This is a genomic window from Candidatus Accumulibacter sp. ACC003 (assembly GCF_907163085.1).
Taxonomy (GTDB): Bacteria; Pseudomonadota; Gammaproteobacteria; order Burkholderiales; family Rhodocyclaceae; genus Accumulibacter.
The window spans coordinates 454594-476052 of sequence record NZ_CAJQTX010000005.1; the positions used below are offsets into that span (position 1 = coordinate 454594).

Consider the following 21459-nt stretch of genomic DNA (forward strand, 5'->3'; position numbering starts at 1 on the left):
AACGACCGGAGGCCTGACTTATGCTCGACACGTATCTGAAAGAACTTCCCACCAATACCGGCGCGCTGGTCGCGCTCGGGATCGTGGGCGCGGTCCTTGGCGTCGTCGCCTGGCCGGCGCTTGCTGCCGCCGTAGACCCGACTACCTCGATGAATTGGGGCGGCATGACGATGGAGTTGCTCGGCGGCCTCGCCCTGTTCCTCTACGGCATGGTGCAGATGGAAGTGGCGCTGAAGGCCGTCGCCGGCGAGCGGATGAAAAGCATCCTCGCCAAGCTGACCGTCAACCGCTTTGCCGGCCTGGGAACCGGCGCCGTGGTGACTGCGGTGATCCAGTCATCGTCGGTGACGACGGTCCTGCTGGTCGGTTTCATTTCGGCCGGGCTGATGTCCTTGCCGCAGTCGGTCGGCGTCATCATCGGCGCCAAGATCGGTACGACGATCACCGGCCAGATCGTCGCCTTCAAGATCACCAAGGCCGCGCTGGCGATGATCGCCGGCGGCTTTGCCATGCTCTTTCTTTCCAAGAACGAGAAGATCAAGAGCTATGGCGGCATGTTGATGGGCCTTGGCCTGGTGTTCTTCGGCATGCACGTGATGGGCGAGGCGATGCATCCGCTGCGCAGCTACCAGCCCTTCCTCGACATGATGCAGACGATGACCAATCCGATCATCGCGGTCATTGTCTCGGCGCTTTTTACGGCGCTGATCCAGTCGTCGTCGGCGACCACCGCAATCGTCATCGTCATGGCGTCGCAGGGCTTCATCAGCCTTGATGCCGGCATTCCGCTGGTCATGGGCGCCAATATTGGTACCTGCGTGACGGCGTTGCTGGCCGCCATTGGCAAACCGCGCGAAGCGGTACGCTGTGCCGTCGTCCATACCGGCCTGGCGACCACCGGCGTCTTGATGTGGCTGCCTTTCATCAGCGTGATCAAGCATGCGGTTGTCTGGATGTCTCCTGCCTACCCGGACCTCAGCGGCATGGCGCAGCTCGCCGCCGAGACGCCGCGCCAGATCGCCAACGCGCACACTTTCTTCAACGTCGCCAATGGCTGTATTTTCATCTGGTTTACCACCTATATCGCGCGTTTCGTCGAATGGCTGGTTCCCGACAAGCCGCTCGAAGAGGAAGCGATGATCGTGCGTACCAAGTTCCTCCAGGAAGAGCTGCTGAGCACGCCGTCGCTGGCACTGGACAGTGTGCGCATGGAAGTGATGCACATGGGTGAGACGGTCAATACGATGTTGAAGGGGATCATGCCGGCGATCATCAAGGGCGACACCAGGGCGCTTGAGGAGATCCGTCGGATGGACGACACGGTCGACATCCTGCACGCGGGAATCCTCGACTATCTCGCCAAGATCAGCCGGCAGCCGCTACTTGAAGAGCAGACCAAGGAGTTGATGCAGTTGATGGAGGCGGTGAGTAACCTCGAGAATATCGGCGACATCGTCGAGACCAATCTGGTGGTTCTCGGCCACGATCGCGTCCGCGACAAGATCCAGGTAAGCGAAGCGACCCAGGCCGTGCTCAACGGCTTCCAGGTGGCGATCAGCAAGGCTGTCTCGGCGGCGGTGATGGCGGTTGCGCAGCGCAACGAGCGCTCGGCACAGATCGTTACCGGGATGAAGGACGAGATCAACCGTATCGCCGACTCCGCCGCCATGCATGAGGCGCGCCGGCTGGTTGCCGAGGAACCCAATCGTATCGCGGCCTATACGCTCGAAGTCGAGATCATCGAGAAGCAGAAGCGGATCTACTACTTCGCCAAGCGGATGGCCAAGACGGTCCTGCCGGCGGTCCTGCAAGACCGCAGCTAGCCGTCGTTCTGGCGGTGTTCCGGGCCACGGCCCGCCAGATCCTCGGTCTGGCGGGCCGTGGCCTTTTCGCTGCTTGCTGCGGCCGCGGTAGAATGGCGCGATGCTAGTTCTCGGAATCGAATCGTCTTGTGACGAAACGGGTATGGCGCTGTACAGCACCGCTGCCGGCGGTGGCTTGCTCGCGCACGCCCTGCACTCGCAGGTACGCATGCACCAGGAGTATGGCGGCGTCGTGCCGGAACTCGCCTCGCGCGACCATATCCGGCGCGTCGTACCGCTGTTGCGTCAGGTCCTCGCCGATAGCGGCCGTTCGCTGGCCGCGATCGACGCCGTTGCTTATACGCAGGGGCCGGGTCTGGCGGGTGCCTTGCTGGTCGGCGCCGCATTCGCCGAAGCGCTGGCGACCGCCCTCGAGGTACCCAGCGTACCGGTGCACCATCTTGAGGGTCACCTGCTGTCGCCGCTGCTGTCGCCGCGGCCGCCGCGCTTTCCCTTCGTCGCCTTGCTGGTTTCGGGCGGGCACAGCCAGCTGATGCGGGTGATCGGTGTCGGTCAGTATGAATTGATGGGTGAAACGCTTGACGACGCGGCCGGCGAAGCCTTCGACAAGACCGCCAAGCTGCTCGGTCTGGACTATCCTGGCGGTCCGGCGCTGGCCGCGCTGGCCGAGGCGGGGCGTCCCGACGTGGTCAAACTGCCGCGTCCGATGCTCAAGTCGGGTGATCTCAATTTCAGCTTCAGCGGCCTGAAGACCGCCGTCCTGACGCGCGTGCGCGAGTTGGCGCCGATCAGCGAGCAGCAGCGCGCCGACATTGCGCGTGCTTTCCAGGATGCGATCGTCGAAGTGTTGGTCAGCAAGTCCCTGCGGGCGGTGGCGATGAGCGGTCTGAAGCAGTTGGTGGTCGCCGGTGGCGTCGGCGCCAACGCTGAACTGCGGCGGCAGCTCGACGCGCACGCCGGTCGGGCGCGGATTGCCGTCTTTTACCCGGAATTCGAATTCTGTACCGACAACGGCGCGATGATCGCCCTCGCCGGCGCCTTGCGGCTGCAGGCCGGGCAGTCCGGCAAGCCGGCCGGTGCCTTCGCGGTTCGCCCGCGCTGGCCGCTGACCTGCTCTTAGCGGTGCTTCACCGGCGATTTGCGGGCCGACGCGGGCGCTGGCGCCGGCTTCTTTGACCCAAGCTTCGGCTCGCTGCCGGCCATCAGGCGCTGCAGGTTCTGCCAGTGCTTGCCGATCAGCGCCATCGAAATGACGGCGACGGTCAGCACCATGCCGTCCTTGCCCCACGCCAGCAGGGCGAAAACGGGTGCAGCGGTCGCCGCCACCAGCGCCGCCAGCGACGAGTAACGCATCGTCAAGGCAACGAACAACCAGGTCCCCAGCGTCGCCAGGCCCAGCCAGAGATTGATCGCCAGCAGTACGCCGGCCGCCGTAGCGACGCCCTTGCCACCCTTGAACTTGAGGAATACCGGATACAGGTGGCCAAAAAAGACCGCCAGCGCCACCAGCCCGACGCTGTAGTCGGGCAGGCCGTAGGCTGGCGCATAGCGTGCGGCAAGAAAGACCGCCAGCCAGCCCTTGGCGGCATCGCCGAGCAGGGTGAACAAGGCCGCGCCCTTGTGGCCACTGCGCAGGACATTGGTCGCACCGGGGTTTTTCGAACCGTAGCTGCGCGGGTCGGCCAGGCCGAACAGGCGGCTGGCGACCAGCGCGAACGAGACCGAGCCCAGCAAATAGGCAGCCAGGACGCCAAGAAGAGTGAGCAGGGAGGGCGGCATCGGCAGGGGTGGTCGGATCGTCGGTCTTGCTCTGGGTTAGAATGCGCGGACTGTTGTCGCGCGTCGGACGCTGCGACCAGCATGGAATTCTACACCGCTACACTGAACTGACGCCCCCGCATGGACATCATCTTCATAGACCAGCTGCGCGCTTCGACGCTGATTGGTATCTACCCTCGCGAAAAGGCGATGCCGCAGACCGTCGAAATCTCCTTGCAGATCGGCACCTCGACGGCCAGCGCCGGCGCCAGCGACGACATTCGCGACACCATCGATTACGCGACGGTCGCCGAACGCCTGCGCAGCGAGCTTGCCGCGCGACACTTCAATCTCCTCGAACGGCTCGCCGAATACGTCGCCACCTTGCTGCTCGAAGACTTTGGCGCGACTTGGGTGCGCGTCTCGATCGCCAAACTCGGCATGATGCGCGGCGTGCAGCGCGTCGGGGTGGTCATCGAACGCGGTGCCGCCGCCTGATTCATTCGGCGCCAGCCTTCAGAAGCGCAGATTCAGCCCGGCATAGATCGAGCGCCCGCTCCCCGGCACGGCGGTCCCGTACACCATCGGCCGCTGTCCGAGATAGGCGCCGCCCAGTGGCGACTCATAGAAACGGTCGAAGACGTTGTCGATGCCGAGATCGACGCGCAGCTGTTTCCATTCGTAGCTGCTGCGCACGTTGAGCAAGCCGTAGCCGCTGGTCGGCAGCTCGTTGCGAACTTGCGAAACCTCGGTCTTGGCGTCGACCAGGACGCCCTCGACGGTATTGCTCCAGTTCCCCGAGCGCTGGACCAGCGCCAGCCTGGCGTTCAAGGGCATGATGTTATACAGGTTGTCGCCGGTGTCGGTGTTCTTGCCGCGGACGTAGCTGACGACTGCGGTCATCTTGACGCTCCCGAGAGCGCCGCCCCGGATAAGCGGGAAGTGCCCGGACACGTCGGCACCGTACAAACGCGCCGTTTGATTGGCGAACTGCAGGTAGACGAAGTCATCGCTGCGGGTCAGGTTGCTGCCCTGGCACGGCGACATGCCGCTGCCGCCGGAGCAACGCTGCGCGTCGATGTAATCGTCGACGTGCGTGTAGAAAGGGGTCAGCGTCAGTCCCCATTGCTCGCGCGTGGCGTCGTGCCAGGCGGCGGTGACGCTGACCGTCCGGGCGACTTCGGGATCGAGCTGCAGGTTGCCGACGTAGCCGTTGCCGTCGCCAAACCAGTTCACCATGTTCATCGCCATGGCGTTGTTGGTCGACCAGGCGTAGCGCTCGTAGAGGTTCGGCGAACGCGTCTTGCGCGCCAGGCCGGCCTCGAAGGTCTGCTCGGCGCTCGGCGTGAAGCGCAACAGCGCCGCCAGATCGATGTTGTGGTCGGTCTTTTCGTGATCCTGCGCGTTGAAAGCGCCAGGGATCGACGCCGGGTTCGCCGGATTGCCGTAGTACGGAACGTTGTAGCCCTGCACATTGCCGGTGTCCATGGCCACCGTGCTGCTGCGCAGCCCGAGCTGCGACAGCCAGCGCTCGCTCCAGCGCGCCTGCCACTCGCCATAGACGTCGAAACGGTCACGCTGGCCGTCGTTGATGTTCCAGAAAGTCGAACCCTTCATGCCGGCCATCGGCATCGCCACCACCGGCGAGATCGGCTCCCACCAGTCGTCCAGGTGATATTTCAGCACCTCGGCACCGATCCTGAACAAATCGCGGTCCGAGGAAACGATCTCGGCCTTGAGCGTGGCACCGCTGGTCGTCCCTTCGGTTTCCATCGGCATCCCGGCCAGGTTCATCATCATGCCGGTGGTTTGCAGCTTGTCTTCGAGGAAGTTCATCTTGTGCCGCGTCTTGTCGTGATAGGCACGTGCTTCGAGAGAGCCCCAGGCGTACTGACCCAGATAGCGCAGATTGACCTGCTGGCTATCGTTGAGCGTCATGTCCATGCGTTGGTTCGGGAAACCCTGATAGGGGATGTGTTGATAGCCGAACTTGAGCTCGAGCAGATGCTCGGCCTGGCGCAGGGCGAAGCTCAGTGATTGATTCTCCGCTTTGTACGATGACGAGCCGACCTCGTCGCCGGCCAGCCAGACCGTCGTACCATCCGACAGCCCGGCGCGCTTGAAGCTGTCGCCAGCGCGGTAATTGTCGGCCTGCGCCGTCGAGCCGGAGTAGTTGATGCTGACCATTTCGTTGGCGATCATCGCCACCAGATTGGCTCCCTGGCCGTTGCCATTGCTGCGATAAAAGGCGCCGGCCTGGCCTTGCAGCAGCGTCCCTTCGCCGGCCTTGGCGAAGGCTGGCGGGGGCGCGCTGACCTGGATCGTTCCGGCCAGACTGTCGCCGCCGGCGCTGACCGGCGTGACACCGGCGAACACCGTGACGCTGCCAACGTGGGTCGGATCGATAGCCGACAGCGGTGGGTTCATGTGGTTGGCGCAGGACGAGATCAGGTCCATGCCATCAACCTGGATGCGGATGCGGTCGTCGGCCAGGCCGCGAATCACCGGCAGGCTCGAAACGCCGCCGGCACCGTACAGGCTGACTCCGGGCAGCGCCTCAAGAAGCCTGGCGGTGTCGCTGGTCGCCGCACGGTAGGGTGCCAGGCTGGCGGCGTCGAGCCGGCTGCTGTCGAGCGGCTCACTGGGCCAGATGCGCGACGCTTCGACGACGACTTCCGGCATCGTCGCCGGCTGCTCCTGGGCGACTACGGATTGCCACACGCCAGGCAGCGCCAGAGCGACTGCCGCGACGATCGGTTGTCTCGCGAACTTCATGTCCAACGCTCCCTGAATGTCTCTTGCCAGGCGGCATTCTAGGGAGTGATGGGGTGTCGCGGAATGTGGCAAATCGCCGCACAAGATAAGATTTTTGATGCAAATCAAGATCTTGTGTAAGGCCGGCGGGCGCCGCTGGCGGCCGGCGGTTTACTGTGAAAGTCGCGTACGAAACTCCCGTCTCCCCTTGCGGGAGAAGGGCTAGGGGAAGACGGGAATGGTCATGACTTTCATAATTTTGGGTGATATCACGTGTCATGACCGTTAGCAGCGGTCGCTGCAGCGTCTCGCGCTGTCGGCTGGCCGGCGCCGCCCAAGGACGCGGCAAGCCGCCGGCAGCGAAGCGCCGGTCAGGGCAGCGTCATGCCGACGGTGAGCATCATGCCGGCGGCACCATACACCACCACTTCGGAGCAGAAGCGCTTATAGCAGTAACCCACCGTCGGCAGGATGGCCGGCGCGTAACCCGAGTTGTTGAACGGGATCTTGTCCTGATACTCGCCCCGGTAGCCATGAATCACACCGGCCGTCAGCTTCAGGTAGAACGGCTGCACCTGCTCGACCGGCCGCCAGAGCAGGCCGCCGTAGGCATACCAGGTGGCCTGGCTGTAGGAGTTCTGGAAACTCGATGCGCCGACCAGTACCTGTCCTTTCAACCATTGCTTGTCCAAACGCCATTCGACGTCGACCAACTGCTGATTGTCGTTGTGTTCGGAGTCCGAATGAAAGTGCACTCCGGCGACGCTGGTCTGCAGATAGAAACGGTCGGTGCGCCACGGTTCGGGCGCGTCCCAGCCCGGCACCGAGGTCGACGCGGCAGCGCCCTGCGCGATCGCCGCGGGAACGGCCAGCGTCGCCAGCGCCAGCGCGCCGAGGACGCGGCCGACAAGGGGCATCACCAGGCGGCGCCGGCGCGCGCTGGTTTGACTGGCGGGAAGGGCGCGCACCGGAGTGATCGCGACGGCGCTGGAATCGTGGGCAGGAGGAGTCATTTCGCGAACGCCAGTACGAAAAAACGCGAAGATAGCACGCCGCGCGCGTTCTTGGGTGACGTCACTGTGGCCAAAAAACAACGGACCACACGCGCTCGGCGTGGCCGCTTAGCGTCGGGCCTGGCCGCTTGCCGCGTTGGCTGGCGAGAGCTTGACCGGAACGTGCTGTTCGACGAGCGGCCAGACGCCGCGTTCGAGCGCCCGGCTGCCGTCGAAAACCAGCCAGCTCTGGCTGCCGTAGTGCGGCAGCGGCCGCAGCAGTGCCCGCAAGGCGGCAGCGTCGCTTGCCGAGACGACCGCCAGCGGCGGCGCCCCTGGCTGCTCGGCAATGGTCCATACCTGCGCGCTGCCGCGCCGGCCGGGATCGGCTGCTCGTGGCGGCAACCGCGCCGCCGCCAGAGCGGCGTCGACGTCGGCATGCACGCCGATCAGCAAGACCGGCGTCGTTGCGCCGCGGAGATCGGCCAGCGAAAGCTGCCGCGGCGCAACTTCGAAAAGCCTGCCGGCCAGCGCTGTCGCCGCCTGGCGGACCTCGGGATTGGCCGACGCGTGCAGCAGCCGCGGTTGGCGAGCGACTATCCATTGGCGCAGGATCGGCGGCAATTGGCTGGCGTCGAGCAATCGCCACAGGCGCAGTTCGGGGTCGAGGAGAGCCGACTGCGGCAGGCTGCCGGTGTTCACCCTGAGCATCTGGCGCGACTTGTCGAGCGCCAGCGCGTGCTCTTCGCCGCGCTCGCCCTGGCGCAGCTCGATCGGCAGCCGCAGCGCGTAGGGCGGCGTGCCCTGCGCGACGGTGACGTCCAAAGCGTAGCCGCCGTCGACGGCCCTGGCGTCGGCGGCGGTGATCTGCAGCGCAGGCGCGTCGGCGCGCGTCAGCCACTGCTCGAAGAAAGTGCTCAGCGAGCGGCCCGAGGCCTGCTCGAAAGCGCCTTGCAGGTCGTGCCAGCTGGCGACGCGAAAGCGTTGCTCGCGCCAGAAGGTCTGCAAGCCCTTGTTGAAGTCCGCTGCGCCCAGCACGTCGCGCAGCATCACGAAAACCATCGCCGCCTTGCCGTAGCCGACTGCCGCCGCGGCGCTGTGCGTGCGGCTGCGAAACGACGTCAGCGTTTGCCGGCTGGCGGCCGGCAGCGCCGCGAAGTCACGCAGCCAGCCGAGGCGCATGGCGCGCGCGGCCGCCGCCGATTGGCGCTCCTGGTATGCGTAGTCGGCCATGAAGGTGGTCAGGCCCTCGGCCCAGTTGCCGCTCGCGTAGTCGACGTACACGCCGTTGCCCCACCAGTTATGGACGATTTCATGGCCCAGCGAGGTGGCGCGAATGAACGGCAGCTTGAGTACCTCGGCGCCCAGATAGGTCAGCATCGGCATGCCGAAACCGGTCGGCAGCGGGCTGGCGACGACCGAGAAGCCGCTGAACGGATAAGCGCCGATCGCCTGCGCGTAGCGTGCGAGATACGCCGCGCTGTCGTCCAGGTAGTTGTCGGCCAGGCCGGCGATCTCGTCGAGCTCGCGTGTGAAGTAGGTGCGCAGGCGCAGCGGCTCGGCGCCGCTCCTGGCCATCATCTTCTCGCGAACGACCCACGGGCCGGCCATCAGGTCGATGCCGTCGGCCGGCTGCGCGAAGGCGAAGCTGGCGCGGTAGCGGTCGCCTGGCGTTGTCGGGAGCTCCTCGTGCAGCAAACGGCCGGCGACCAGTGCGCGCTGATCGCCGGGCACGCTGACGCTGACACGGTAGCTGAAGAGTTTGCCGGGCTGTGGATACCAGGCGCCGCCAGCGGGCAGGAAGCTACCGTCGACAGAGGCCATCGGCGGCAGGCGACGCAGGACCTCGCGGTGGTCCAGACGCGCATCGAGCGCCGGGAGTGTGCCCTGGTATTCGACGCGCAGGGCCGCGTTGGGCGTCGGCAAACGCAGCCGCCAGCCGCGCAAATCGCCGTCGCTCCCGGCGGCGCTGACGGTCAGCGGCCGACCGTCGGCGGAGGCCGCGGTGATCGTCAGCGATTCGTGCAGAAAAAAGCGAAAACTCTGCTCACCAGGGTTGATGAGCGCGACAACGCCGAGCCGGCGGCTGGCGGGGTCGAGATCGACTTCGAGCGTCAGATCCGGCGTCGGATCCGACGTCGCCGCCGTGGCGCCGGCAGCCACAGCGACCGACACGGCAGGCACCGCCAACGCCAGCAGCACCAGCAGCTGCGCCAGCCAGCGTGGTGCCGAGCCGCGTGCGTTCATCGCTTCGCCGGGAACTTGACGAGCACTTCGATTTTTTGCCCGGCGCGTTCGATCTGCAGCGGCAACCAGCTTCCCGGCTGTTGCTGGCGGATCGCCAGCAACAGCGAAGACATGCCGGCCAGTGGCTGGCCGGCCACTTCGACGATCCGGTCGCCGCTCTGCAGACCGCTGCTCTCGGCCAGGCTGCCCTTGCCGACGCTGGCAATGACGATCCGCCCGTCCTGCTCATCGAGGCTGACGCCAAGGCGTGGTGGCTCGGCCGGCGGCTGTGGCATCGTCGGCACGGCGAAGACCGCGTCGGCGAGTCCGGGTTGCAGTTCGTCGCAATTGCCGCCGGCGGTCATCGGCAGGAGCACGCCGATCGATGGCACGCCGAGGTCGCGCAGCTGGTGTGGTACGCCGTGGCCGAAGCGCAGGTGGCCGTTACCGATGATGCCGACGACCAGCGGCCTGGTGCCGCTCGCCGCCGACGCCAGCGGCTTGGCCAGCGGGCTTGCCAGTGCCTCGGCCATCGCCCGGTCCCAGGCGAGCTGCGAATCGACGAAGTTGGCGAAAGCGGCGTCGTCAAAGGATTTCTTGCCGGCTTTGGCGCGCATTTTCGTGTGCTGGTCGTGGATCTCGCGCAGGAATTTGCGATACGCGGCGCTCGGCGGTAGCGCTTGGCCGACGCCTTCGCGCTCGGCCAGCGGGATCGCGTCCCAGCCGCCGGCGGCGATCTTGCGCGTCAGAGCCTGGTCGATATTCAGCGCCAGCATCGGAATCCGGTTCATCCGCGCAAAGTGGAAAAGCGGCAGGTACAAGTCGGCCGGCTGACTCCAGACCTTTTCCCACTCCGACTGCGCGAGGAAGTCCTTGACGCTCAACTCACCGGCGACCCAGCGGTCGAGCACCGCTTGCAGCCGCCGCGGAAACATCTCGAAGCCGATGACCATGGCCGGCCGCTGCGCGTGCAGGCCGGCGAGGACCTGCAATTGCCAGCGGTGGTGATCGGCGTCGTCATGCTGCTCGCCAAGCAGAACGACGTCGCGGCCGACGACGTCGGCGACGACCTCCTGGCTACTCGCCAGCCGCGGCTGCCGACCGGCCAACACCGTCCAGCTCGCCGGCGCCAGGCACGCGGGCGCCGGCGTTGGTGATTTTGCTGACGTGCTGGTCGCTGTCGCGGCAGCGACGCTATCGGCGACGAGCACGCCAAGGGCAGTGCTGATTGTCGCTGCGAGCAGCAGGGCGAAGATCGAGCGTGGTCGAGAGGGTTTGCTCAGTGGCATGGTCCTTGCCTCGAGATCGGGGGGCGAAGCGTTCGCCGCAGGCGAATGATAGGTCAGAAAGCGGCTCTTCCGGCAGCCGCTCGCCGCCGGCGCCGCGTCGGCCGCCTCGCCAAGCGTTGACCAGGTGGCGCGCCGAACGGCAGCAGAAGCGCCGTGAAACTGCTACATTTTGGCTATCGAAAACCGCCCGGGAATACGCCATGGCCCAGCCCTTGCCCACTTCTGCCCCCATCGGGACGACGCATACCGTGCGCGGTGCGTGTCCGCACGATTGCCCCGACACCTGCGCGCTTGAAGTCACCGTCAGCGATGGCCGCGTCGTCAAGGTCGCCGGCGCCGGCGATCATCCGCCGACCGCCGGCGCGCTATGCACCAAGGTCGCTTTCTACCCCGAGCGCATCCATCATGCCGACCGCCTGCTCTACCCGCAGCGCCGCGTCGGTGCCAAGGGCCCGGGAGCGCGTTTCGAGAGGATTTCCTGGGAACAGGCGCTGGCGATGATCGCCGAGCGCTGGCGCAGCATCATCGCCGACGCTGGTGCCGAAGCGATCGTCCCCTATAGCTACGCCGGCAACTCCGGCCTGCTCGGCTACGGTTCGATGGACCGCCGGTTCTTTCACCGCCTCGGCGCCGCACAGCTCGACCGGACGATCTGCGCCAGCGCCGGCACGATGGGCTATCGTGCGACGATCGGCGGCAGCGTCGGCTTTGACGTCGAGAACGTCGTCGATTCGCGGCTGATCATCATCTGGGGCAGCAACAGCGTCGTTTCCAACCTGCACTTCTGGCGTCTGGCGCAGGAAGCCCGGCGGCGTGGCGCGCGCCTGGTCGCCATCGACCCCTGCCGCACGGCAACCGCCGACAAGTGCCATCAGCACATCGCGCTGCTGCCGGGCACCGACAGCGCGCTGGCCTTCGGCCTGATGCACGTGCTGATCCGCGACGAGCTGCTCGACCACGACTACATTGCGCGCTACACGCTCGGTTTCGAGGCGCTCAGCGAACGCGCCTGGCAGTACCCGCCGGCGCGTGTCGCGGCGATCTGCGGCATCGGCGAAGGCGAGGTCGAGGAGCTCGCGCACGCCTACGGCAGCACCAGTCCGGCGGCGATTCGCACCAACTACGGCATCAACCGTACCGCCGGCGGCGGCATGGCGCTGCGCACGCTGTCGTGCCTGCCGGCGCTGACCGGCGCCTGGCGCCATCCCGCCGGCGGCATCCTGCTCTCGAGTTCGGGCAACTACCCGGTCGCTACCGCCGCACTCGAACGACCCGACCTGATGCCGACGCCGACGCCACGGACGATCAACATGAGCACCATCGGTCACGACCTGCTGCACGCACAGCCGCCGATCAAGTCCTTGCTGGTTTACAACAGCAACCCGGTGGCGATCGCGCCGCAGTCGGCCGAGGTCGTCCGCGGCTTTGCCCGCGACGACTTGTTCACCGTCGTCCATGACCTCTTCCAGACCGATACCGCCGACTACGCCGACATCCTGCTGCCGGCGACCAGCCACATGGAGCAGCTCGACATCCACAAGTCGTACGGACACCTGCACGTGCAGGTCAATCAGCCGGCGATCGCGCCGCTCGGCGAGGCCGTGCCGAATACCGAACTGTTTCGCCGACTGGCGCGACAAATGGGCTTCAACGACGCCTGCTTTGCCGACAGCGATGAAGACCTCTGCCGGCAGGCATTCGACTGGGACGACCCGCGCCTTGCCGGCGTCTCGTGGGAGACGCTCAAAGTGGCCGGGCACGCGCGTCTGAACCTGCCGCGCGGCGCGGCGCCGTTCGCCGAGGGCGGCTTCCCGACGCCGTCCGGAAAATGCGAATTCCATAGCGAGAGCATGGCCAGCGCCGGATTCGACGCGCTGCCCGATTTCATCGCTCCGCGTGAATGGCGGCAAAGCCCGCTGGCGGCCGAGTTTCCGCTGGCGTTGATCACGCCGCCGGCACGCAACTTCCTGAACAGCAGCTTTGCCAACTCGCCGCGTTTCCTGGCGCAGGAGAAGTCGCCGAGCGTCTATCTCCACCCGCGCGACGCCGCCGCACGCGCGATCGTCGACGGCGTCACGGTGCGCATCTTCAATCGCCGCGGCGAATTCCAGGCGCGCGCCGTGGTCAGCGACCGGCCGCGGCCCGGCGTCGCCATGGCGACGTCGATCTGGTGGCGCAAGCTCTCGCCCGACGGCCGCAACTGCAACGAAGTCACCAGCCAGGCGCTGACCGACATGGGTGGCGGCGCGACCTTCTACGACTGCCTGGTCGAGATCGCGCGCGCCGATTGAGCTTGCACCAAGGCCTCGGCCGCCCAAGGGTGGTCGCCGCAGTCAGTTTTCAGCCCTCGGTCCTCAGTCCGTTTTCGGTCCGGTGCTCAGGCAGTCCGGGATGCACCAGTGCCAGTGGATAGCCGCCGCACGAAAGGCGAAGATGGCGAGAACGCAGCTGATTCCGGCCAGCGAACGGTGCTGCGGAATGTAGGCCATGGCGACGACGAAAAGCGTGCTCCCGAAGAGTACCGGAACGGCGTAGATCTCGCGTGACATCAAGAGGTTCTGGCGCCCAGCCAGGACGTCGCGGATCAGGCCGCCGCCGATCGCGGTAATGATCGCCAGGAGAATTGGCGCCAGCGGCAAGCCGAACTGCAAAGCCAACACCTTGTCGGCCGCCTGGATCGCAAAGAGAGCGCCGGCAAGGCCGTCGATATACAGCAGCAAGGCGAACATTTCCTTGCGCGTGAATAGCGACTGCGCCAGGAAGGCGGCGACACTGGCCGCCAGCGCGACCCAGATGTAGTTCATGTCGGCCGCCCAGAAGACCGGAACATTCAGGATGACGTCGCGCAGCGTGCCGCCGCCGATCGCCGTCACGATGCCCAGCACGCAGACGCCGAAGAGGTCGATTCCCCGCGGCGCCACGGCGAGCACGGCGGTGATCGCGAAAGCCGCCGTGCCGGCCATGCTGATCGAGTAGTTCAGTGATTCCATGAGGGGTCCACATTGCGTAGCGCGCCTGGCCGACGGTGCGCCATGAAAGCGCGCAATTGGTGATGACCGTTCAACAAAAAGCGCTTCGATCCACCGCATTCGCTTCGGCGGCTGCTTGCTCAATCCTCAGCCGCGCCTGGCTGATCGGCGTTCGCTCCGATTGCCGATGATACGCGACCCATCGTATCGGCGTCTGCCGGCTTGAGTAGCGCGGGTCGACTCGGTGCGCGTAGTGCGGCATAGCGGCTGCTGTCGTGCTGGCCGGCGCATCGACGTGTGGCTGCAAGCTCGGCCGCCGCCAGCCCGCGGCTAGCGGCCAGCGTCCGGCGCCTGCCGCCTTTCTCCAGGACCGACGACGTGCAACAACGCGGGCCATGTGAAACAATCGCCCGCACATGCCAACCACGACCTCGATGACGACCGCCGCCAAGCGCACCGCCAGCACGCTACTCGACAGACGCCCGGAGGCGCGGACCTTCAGCGTCCAGGACCTGCTCGACGTGGTCGCCCGCGGTCGGGTTCGCATCCCGAGCTTCCAGCGCGCCCTCAAGTGGGACCGCATGAATGCCAAGCTGCTGCTGGACAGCCTTTATCGGGGTTACCCGGTAGGGACGCTGCTGCTCTGGGAAACAGCCGCGCCGGCGGGCGAAGGTCGTATCGGATCGCTCACCCTGCCCGCTCCCGAGATGGACAATGCGCTGTGGGTGGTCGATGGTCAGCAACGAATCGTCTCGCTCGCCCGGATATTGCTCGCTGCCGACCCGGAGGAGGATGCGTTTGCTCTTTACTTCGACCTCGACGCAGCCGACTTCGTTATTCCGCCGGTTATCGGCAAGCGTCTTGTCGACCCCTCGCGCTGGCTGCCAATGACCGTCGTGCTCGATTCGGAACAGCTGATGCAATGGCTGTTCGAGCACGCCGCCGAGCCCAGCAGTCGGCCAAGGCGTGACACGGCAATCCAGTTGGGGCGGCGCCTGCGCGAATATGAGATCCCCGCCTACATTGTTCGCAGTGACGACCAAACCACCCTGCGCGACATCTTCAAGCGGATCAATTCGGCCGGCAAGTCGCTCGACGATTCCGATGTATTCGACGCCCTCAATGGCTCGCGCTTTCCGAGTCAGCCATCGACGATCGCCGAGATTTCGTCCGACCTGGAGAAGCTCGAGTTCGGGCGAATCGAAGAAAGAATTCTTCACCGGCTGCTGCGCGTTCTGCTCGGCTTGCCCGTCGTCGAAAGCGCGCGCAGCGAACCGCCACGCCTGGCTGACACCGAAGCCGAGGAGGCTTACCGGAAGACGGCTGCCACCGCCAGCCAGATCGTCCTGTTCCTCAAGAACGATGCCGGTATCCCGCATTACGAGCTGCTGCCTTACAAGCAGGCGTTCGTCACCCTGGGCAGGTTCTTCCAACTCCATCCCCACCCGTCGCCTCGATCGCGAGAGTTGCTGGCACGCTGGATCTGGCGCGGCGCGCTCAACGGTGCTCATCAGGGCGACACGGTATCGACGCGCAAGGTCCTGGCCCGCATTCTCCCGGAGAGCGAGGAACGATCAGTGGATGGCATGCTGGAGATGGTCAAGGAAAGGCCATCGCTGCTGCCCGATGTCGCCGATCGCTTCAATTTTCGTTTCGCGGCCAGCAAGCTCTTGGCCCTTGCCCTGCTCAGCCTCGAACCACGCAACCTGTTGACAGGTGACCGGCTGGCGGCAGGGCAACTTATGCGTCTGCTACCGTCGGTTCACGACTCGTCACCGTTGCTGCAGATTTTTTCGCTGCGTCGCGGCGAAAATGAACCGTACCTGCAGTCGGCGGCCAACCGACTCTTCCATCCGCCGCACAAAGGGGGGGTACGGCGCTTGCTGACTAGCACCACCGATTCGCGCCTGCTGCTGTCGCACGGCATCAGCGAAGCAGCGCGACAGCTCCTCGACGACGGCGATAGCGTCGCTTTCCTGAAGCAGCGCGCCGAGTGGCTGCAGCCGCTGGTACGGGCTTTCTTCGACCGCCATGGCCGCTGGGACGAGCCCGATCGGCCGAGCATCGCGTCGCTGATAATCGACGACGAGGCGCTCTGAATGGAACATCATCTTGGCGTATGGCTCAACGGCACCCCGGTCGGTCAACTGAACCTGACGCACAACGAGCGTTGCGAGTTCAGGTTGCTCGAGTCGTACAAGAACGCTTATCCGCGGCCGATCCTCGGACAGCAGTTTCTCGACGATCCGGACCACGTGCATTCCTCGCGGCAGCGCACGCCGCCGTGGTTTTCCAACCTGCTGCCAGAAGGCGCCCTGCGTGATTTGATTGCCCGCCAGGCCGGGGTTGCGGTCTCTCGCGAGTTCTTCCTCCTCCATCACCTGGGAGAGGACTTGCCCGGCGCCGTGCGCATCGTCGCCGACGAGGCGAGCGCGGAACCCGCCGGAACAGCCCTGCCGGGAACCGACGAGCACTCGGGCGAGGGCGACTGGCATTTCTCGCTGGCGGGAGTGCAACTCAAGTTTTCGGCGCTTCGCGAAGGACGCGGAATGACCATCCCGGTCAGCGGAACCGGTGGCGACTGGATCGTCAAGTTGCCGGGCAGCCATTTTCCCAATGTATCCGAGAACGAGTATGCAACGATGCGCTGGGCAGAGGCCAGCGGTATCACGATTCCGGAAATCCGGTTGATTCCGCTGGCGGAGATTTCCGGCCTGCCAGCCGAAGCCAGTACAGTCGGCGCAGGGCAAACGGCTCTGGCTGTCCGCCGCTTCGACCGCCCATCAGCGGGCAAGCGCGTTCACATCGAGGACTTCGCGCAGATTCTTGACCTTTACCCCGAGCAGAAATACGACAAGCACAACTATGAAACGCTGGCCAACCTGGTCTACAAGCTCGCCGGAGAATCCGAGCTGGACCAATTCATCCGGCGGCTGCTTTTCGTCGTCGCTTCCGGTAACGGTGATGCTCACCTGAAGAACTGGAGCCTGATCTACCCTGACGGCGTCAACGCCAGACTTTCACCCGCTTACGACTTCGTTTCGACCATTCAGTACCAAGCCGACGACCAGCTGGCGCTTAACCTCGCGCGCTCAAAGCGCTGGCAGGACGTCACTCGCGAATCCTTTCTGCGTCTCGCGCGGAAGATTGGCGAAGACGAGAGGCGGATGGCAGATCGTATCGAGCAGGCCAGCGACGAAATCATCACCGCCTGGCACGCCTCACGCCGCGACCTGGGTTACAGCACGCAAGCACTCGACCGGATTGCGCATCACCTGGCACACGTGCCCAGGGCCTCCGCACTCGGATAGCATAGTGTTTATTGTCATACTCGATCAGCGGAAAATCGTTAAAATTCACGAGCTTATGACAACCACTTGTAAACCCTACTGAAATCAGGTCTACTCTCGTCTTTTGGACAACCGAAATGACTGTGACGACGGGAGTGAGCCTGATGTGCTGCTTGAGGGAAGTGGACGACCCGCGCAGACCCAGCAATGGAACGCTGCATGACTTTCAGGAGATTTTGGTGATTGCCATGGCAGGGGTACTCTCGGATTGTGACACCATCGAAGACATCGCCTATTGGGGGCGCCGGAAGGAAAAATGGCTGCGTGAATTCCTGGTGCTCAAGAACGGGGTTCCCTCCACGGAGACGTTTCTGCGGGTGTTCCGAGCGCTTGACCCGAAGCAATTTGAGGTCGCGTTTCGCCGCTGGGTGGCCGGGGTGGTCGGCGCCTTGCGAGGCAGCGTCGCGTTCGATGGCAAGACGGTGCGAGGTTCCGGCAGTGGTGGCGAAACCGCGATTCACATGGTCAGCGCCTTCGCTACGGAATTGGGTATTGTCCTCGGTCAGGAAAAGGTCGCCAGCAAGAGTAATGAGATCACCGCCATCCCGGAACTGCTCAAGGCACTGTATATCAATGGGTTGCTGGTCACCATCGACGCCATGGGCTGCCAGAAAACTATCGCCCGGCAGATCACGGATCAAGGCGGCGACTACCTGCTGGCGGTCAAAGGCAACCAGCCGACGTTGCTGGAAGCCATCGAGACCGAGTTCATCGACCAGTATCAATCCGAGGCCGTTGATCGCCACCGTCAGGCCCGCAAGTCCCATGGTCGAATCGTCGGACAGATCGCCTCGGTCTTGCCTGCGCAAGGACTCGTTGATCTGGCCGATTGGCCGAAGTGCCAGACGATCGGCCTGGTCGACTCCCTGCGCAAGGTTGGCAACAAGGAATCGAACTTCGAGCGACGCTACTACATCAGTTCTCGTGCCTTGACCGCCGAAGAGCTGGCGGCCGCGGTGCGAGGCCATTGGGGCGTAGAAAACCGCCTTCACTGGGTGCTCGACGTCAGCTTTCGTGAAGATGCCAGCACTGTACGCAAGGACAACGCCCCACAGAACCTCTCCCTCTTGAAGAAAATCGTTCTCAACCTGATTCGTCTGGATACGACCGACAAGACTAAAGCCAGCTTACGCTTGAAGCGCAAAGGAGCTGCTTGGGATGACGATGTCCGGATGACGATGCTGGGCCTCACACCGCTATGACAGCCGAGTGCGGAGGCCCTGCACACGTGCCCTTGTTTTCCACTGGCGCGTAATACCTGGCTCGGAAGCGCAATTCACCTTCGTGACAGATGCCGTGGCTTTCACCAGCTCACGTCAGTTGAGGGTGACGGGCTTGGCGTTGCGTGCGGTGGTATCGGTCAGTGGCATGGCGGGCACCATGATCTGAATTCGCTTACGCGCCTGAAAGTTACCCCAGCAGCACGGGCAGTTACCCCTGCTGGAATCCGGATGCAATGCGATCAAGTTTCCCGGCAATGGACAAAAAAGCAATAAAAAACCCGCACTTGGGCGGGTTCTATGGACTGCTGCGGACTACCTTGGAGTGCCGGTTGGTGCCCCCGGTCGGAATCGAACCAACACCTGATGATTACAAATCAACTGCACGACCTTCATGCTACGGGGGCGGGGACGGCGGCGCTGCAGGCGGCGATTATAGCCCAAGCGCGGCGCCGCGGTGGACTCGCGCGGCGAACCGGGGCGCCGTTCCGGGGGCATCCTCGAGACGGACGCGGGCTGTTGCTCGCCTCAGGCTGGGGCGTTTGCCGAGCCGGCGCCGAGAATGGTTTCGGCGAGCCTGACCCAGTAGCTGACGCCGATCGGCAGAATCTCGTCGTTGAAGTCGTAGTGCGGGTTGTGCAGCGTGCAGCCGCCGCTGCCGGGACCATTGCCCAGCCAGACGTAGCAGCCCGGTTTTTCGCCAAGCATGTACGCGAAATCCTCGGCGCCCATCGACGGCAGTTCCTGGTCGCGCAGCTTGTCGGCGCCGAGCAGCTGGCGGACGACGCCGCGACAGACTTCGGTTTCGGCGGCGCTGTTGACCGTCGGCGGATAGCGATGATCGAAACGCACCGAGATCTGGGCGCCGAAAGCGCTGCCGATGCCGCGGCACAGCCGCTCGACGGCGGCCTCGACCAGCGTCTGCGTTTCGCCGGTGAAGCAGCGGATGGTGCCGCGCAGGACGGCGTCGTCGGGGATGATGTTCCACGCTTCGCCGCCGTGCATCTGCGTGACGCTGACCACCGCCGACTCGCAGGGGTGCACGTTGCGGGCGACGACGGTCTGCAGCGCCAGCACCAGTTGGCTGCTGACGAGCAGCGTATCGACGCCCTGATGCGGCATCGCCGCATGGCAACCCTGGCCGTGTACAAAAATCTCGAAGGCGCAGGTCCCGGCCATCACCGGCCCCGGCATCACCGCCATTTCACCGACCGGGATGCCTGGCCAGTTGTGCAGGCCGAAGACGGCGTCGACCGGGAACTTTTCGAACAGGCCATCGGCAATCATCACCGCAGCGCCACCCTCGGACTCTTCGGCAGGCTGGAAGATGAAGTGCACGCTGCCGTCGATATCGAGCTCATCGCGGTGCTCGGCCATGTAGCGCGCAGCGCCGAGCAGGATCGCCGTGTGGCCGTCGTGACCACACGCGTGCATCAGGCCGGCGGTCGTCGAGCGGTGCGGGAAGTCGTTCTTTTCCGCCAGCGGCAGCGCATCCATGTCGGCGCGCAGCCCGATCGCCCGCGCACCCTTGCCCTTGCGCAGGGTCGCGACGACGCCCGTCCGGGCCAGGCCACGATGCACCTGCAGGCCGCAGTCGCTGAGTTCGCGGGCGACCAGATCGGCGGTTCGCCGTTCATTGAAGGCGAGCTCGGGGTGGGCGTGAATGTCGCGCCGGATGGCGGCAAGGTCGGCGAGAAAAGGGAGCTTCAAAGGAACCATGATGGGCTTGCTCTGAAAACTTGGGGTGTTCAGTGTATGCCAGAGTGACTTGCTCGTGGAGGCAGGCATCCGTTATTCTTGCCCGCATGCACCTCGTTATCATCAGCGGCCTCTCCGGCTCCGGGAAATCGATCGCCCTCAAAGTGCTTGAGGACGCCGATTACTATTGCGTCGACAACCTGCCGTCACCGTTGTTGCAGCAGCTTGTCGGGCAACTCGATCAGCAGGGTCACCACCAGGTCGGCGTGGTGATCGACAGTCGCAGTGGCGACAGCCTGACGACGCTGCCGCCGCAACTCGACGCGCTGCGCGACAGCGGCGTCGAACTGCAGATTCTGTTTCTCGACGCGCAGGATGACACGCTGATCAAGCGCTACTCCGAAACGCGCCGCCGACATCCGCTGGCCAGTGCTCGCCTGACGCTGACCGAAGCGATCAGCGAAGAGCGCGTTCACCTGGCTGGCCTGGCCGCACTCGGTCACCACATGGATACCACCGCGCTCAAGCCCGGCGCTTTGCGCGAATGGGTCCGGCAGTTTGTCGCCACCGATGCTTTTGCCGATTCCGGGCAGGGCGGCTTGACGCTGCTCTTTGAATCCTTCGGTTTCAAAAACGGCATCCCCCTCGACGCCGACCTGGTTTTCGACGTCCGTTGTCTCCCCAATCCCTACTATGAACTGAGCCTGCGCTTGCTGACCGGTCTCGACGCGCAGGTCATCGCCTTTCTCGAGGCCGAACCCGAAGTGCTGCGCATGCGCGCCGACATTGCCGGCTTCGTGCATGCGTGGTTGCCGGCGTACGTCCGCGACAGCCGCAATTACCTGACCGTCGGGATTGGTTGCACGGGTGGCCAGCATCGCTCGGTCTACCTTGCCGAGCGCCTGGGGCGCGAGTTTCGTAGTTGCGCACGCGTGCTGGTGCGGCACCGGGAGTTGCCGCCACCGGCGATGGTTGCCATCGGCAGCGCGTAATGCGCTGGCTCGGGCTGCTCAAGCCCGGCGATTGGCTGCTGGTGGCGCTGGGCGTGCTGCTCTGTGCGCTGGCCGTGCCGCTGGCCTGGCAGGCGGGTGTGGCAGAAAAAGCCCTGGTCCGTCGTGGCGGCGAGTTGTTCGCCGAACTCGACCTGTCGCGCAATCGCCGGCTCGAAGTTCCCGGTCCGCTTGGCGCGACGACGGTGGTGGTGGACAAAGGTCGCGTCCGCGTCGCATCCGATCCGGGTCCTCGCCAATACTGCGTCCGCCAGGGTTGGCTGGCACGTCCCGGCGAAATCGCCATCTGCGCTCCCAACCAGGTCAGCGTCGAGGTCCGCGGGAGCAGGAGCACCTACGACTCGCTGGCGTATTGAGGCGATCGCCGGAG

Annotated in this window: 16 protein-coding genes and 1 tRNA gene; 9 read left to right on the forward strand and 8 right to left on the reverse strand. The window is 64.9% G+C overall.

Annotated features, from left to right (window positions below):
* Positions 1 to 20 precede the first annotated feature (20 nt).
* Together QZ656_RS11835 and tsaD are read left to right on the forward strand one after the other, a co-directional pair.
* Positions 21 to 1823, forward strand: a complete 1803-nt coding sequence (locus QZ656_RS11835; protein ID WP_291993571.1) for a Na/Pi cotransporter family protein — start codon at positions 21 to 23, stop codon at positions 1821 to 1823.
* Between the two features lie 100 nt (positions 1824 to 1923).
* Positions 1924 to 2943, forward strand: coding sequence for a tRNA (adenosine(37)-N6)-threonylcarbamoyltransferase complex transferase subunit TsaD (gene tsaD, locus QZ656_RS11840; protein WP_291993572.1), 1020 nt, complete (start codon positions 1924 to 1926; stop codon positions 2941 to 2943).
* Here the strand turns inward: tsaD and plsY are convergent.
* Complete coding sequence (gene plsY / locus QZ656_RS11845) at positions 2940 to 3602, reverse strand: glycerol-3-phosphate 1-O-acyltransferase PlsY (RefSeq protein ID WP_291993573.1); 663 nt, start codon at positions 3600 to 3602, stop codon at positions 2940 to 2942. The genes tsaD and plsY overlap by 4 nt on opposite strands.
* Before the next feature lie 120 nt (positions 3603 to 3722).
* On the opposite strand from plsY, the gene QZ656_RS11850 reads away from it, so the two are divergent.
* Positions 3723 to 4079: a dihydroneopterin aldolase gene (locus QZ656_RS11850; protein ID WP_291993574.1), complete on the forward strand. Its 357-nt coding sequence runs from the start codon at positions 3723 to 3725 to the stop codon at positions 4077 to 4079.
* A gap of 18 nt (positions 4080 to 4097) precedes the next feature.
* On the opposite strand, the gene QZ656_RS11855 is transcribed toward QZ656_RS11850, so the two are convergent.
* The 4 genes from QZ656_RS11855 to QZ656_RS11870 form a co-directional block, all read right to left on the reverse strand.
* On the reverse strand, positions 4098 to 6356 hold the full coding sequence (locus QZ656_RS11855; RefSeq protein ID WP_291993575.1) for a TonB-dependent receptor: 2259 nt from the start codon (positions 6354 to 6356) through the stop codon (positions 4098 to 4100).
* A 350-nt stretch (positions 6357 to 6706) separates the two neighbouring features.
* A complete protein-coding gene (locus QZ656_RS11860) occupies positions 6707 to 7348 on the reverse strand; it encodes a hypothetical protein (protein ID WP_291993576.1) in 642 nt (213 codons plus the stop codon).
* Between the two features lie 108 nt (positions 7349 to 7456).
* On the reverse strand, positions 7457 to 9574 hold the full coding sequence (locus QZ656_RS11865) for a M1 family aminopeptidase (protein WP_291993577.1): 2118 nt from the start codon (positions 9572 to 9574) through the stop codon (positions 7457 to 7459).
* Positions 9571 to 10842 carry a ChaN family lipoprotein gene (locus QZ656_RS11870; protein WP_291993578.1) on the reverse strand — a complete coding sequence of 424 codons (1272 nt, stop codon included), beginning with the start codon at positions 10840 to 10842 and terminating at the stop codon, positions 9571 to 9573. The genes QZ656_RS11865 and QZ656_RS11870 overlap by 4 nt, the downstream gene beginning before the upstream one ends.
* A 200-nt stretch (positions 10843 to 11042) precedes the next feature.
* Between QZ656_RS11870 and QZ656_RS11875 the strand changes: the two genes are divergently transcribed.
* A complete protein-coding gene (locus tag QZ656_RS11875; protein WP_291993579.1) occupies positions 11043 to 13133 on the forward strand; it encodes a molybdopterin oxidoreductase family protein in 2091 nt (696 codons plus the stop codon).
* Positions 13134 to 13196: 63 nt separating this feature from the next.
* Here the strand turns inward: QZ656_RS11875 and QZ656_RS11880 are convergent, their stop codons facing one another.
* A complete protein-coding gene (locus tag QZ656_RS11880; RefSeq protein WP_291993580.1) occupies positions 13197 to 13832 on the reverse strand; it encodes a TRIC cation channel family protein in 636 nt (211 codons plus the stop codon).
* 395 nt (positions 13833 to 14227) lie between these two features.
* Here QZ656_RS11880 and QZ656_RS11885 point away from each other — a divergent pair, with 395 nt between their 5' ends.
* The 3 genes from QZ656_RS11885 to QZ656_RS11895 all read left to right on the forward strand — a co-directional run bounded on the left by QZ656_RS11885 (position 14228) and on the right by QZ656_RS11895 (position 18363).
* A complete protein-coding gene (locus tag QZ656_RS11885) occupies positions 14228 to 15910 on the forward strand; it encodes a DUF262 domain-containing protein (RefSeq protein ID WP_291993581.1) in 1683 nt (560 codons plus the stop codon).
* Positions 15911 to 17122: a type II toxin-antitoxin system HipA family toxin gene (locus tag QZ656_RS11890; RefSeq protein ID WP_291993582.1), complete on the forward strand. Its 1212-nt coding sequence runs from the start codon at positions 15911 to 15913 to the stop codon at positions 17120 to 17122. It abuts the gene before it with no gap.
* Positions 17123 to 17265: 143 nt separating this feature from the next.
* Positions 17266 to 18363 carry an ISAs1 family transposase gene (locus tag QZ656_RS11895; RefSeq protein WP_291993843.1) on the forward strand — a complete coding sequence of 366 codons (1098 nt, stop codon included), beginning with the start codon at positions 17266 to 17268 and terminating at the stop codon, positions 18361 to 18363.
* A 351-nt stretch (positions 18364 to 18714) separates the two neighbouring features.
* Here QZ656_RS11895 and QZ656_RS11900 read toward each other — a convergent pair.
* Together QZ656_RS11900 and QZ656_RS11905 are read right to left on the reverse strand one after the other, a co-directional pair.
* Positions 18715 to 18788 (reverse strand) — tRNA-Thr (locus tag QZ656_RS11900).
* Positions 18789 to 18909: 121 nt separating this feature from the next.
* Positions 18910 to 20100, reverse strand: a complete 1191-nt coding sequence (locus QZ656_RS11905) for a M20 aminoacylase family protein (protein WP_291993583.1) — start codon at positions 20098 to 20100, stop codon at positions 18910 to 18912.
* An 86-nt stretch (positions 20101 to 20186) separates the two neighbouring features.
* On the opposite strand from QZ656_RS11905, the gene rapZ reads away from it, so the two are divergent.
* Together rapZ and QZ656_RS11915 are read left to right on the forward strand one after the other, a co-directional pair.
* The gene (rapZ, locus tag QZ656_RS11910; RefSeq protein ID WP_291993584.1) at positions 20187 to 21071 is read left to right on the forward strand and encodes an RNase adapter RapZ; all 885 of its coding nucleotides are present in this window, start codon (positions 20187 to 20189) and stop codon (positions 21069 to 21071) included.
* On the forward strand, positions 21071 to 21445 hold the full coding sequence (locus QZ656_RS11915; protein WP_291993585.1) for a NusG domain II-containing protein: 375 nt from the start codon (positions 21071 to 21073) through the stop codon (positions 21443 to 21445). The genes rapZ and QZ656_RS11915 overlap by 1 nt, the downstream gene beginning before the upstream one ends.
* Positions 21446 to 21459: the final 14 nt, after the last annotated feature.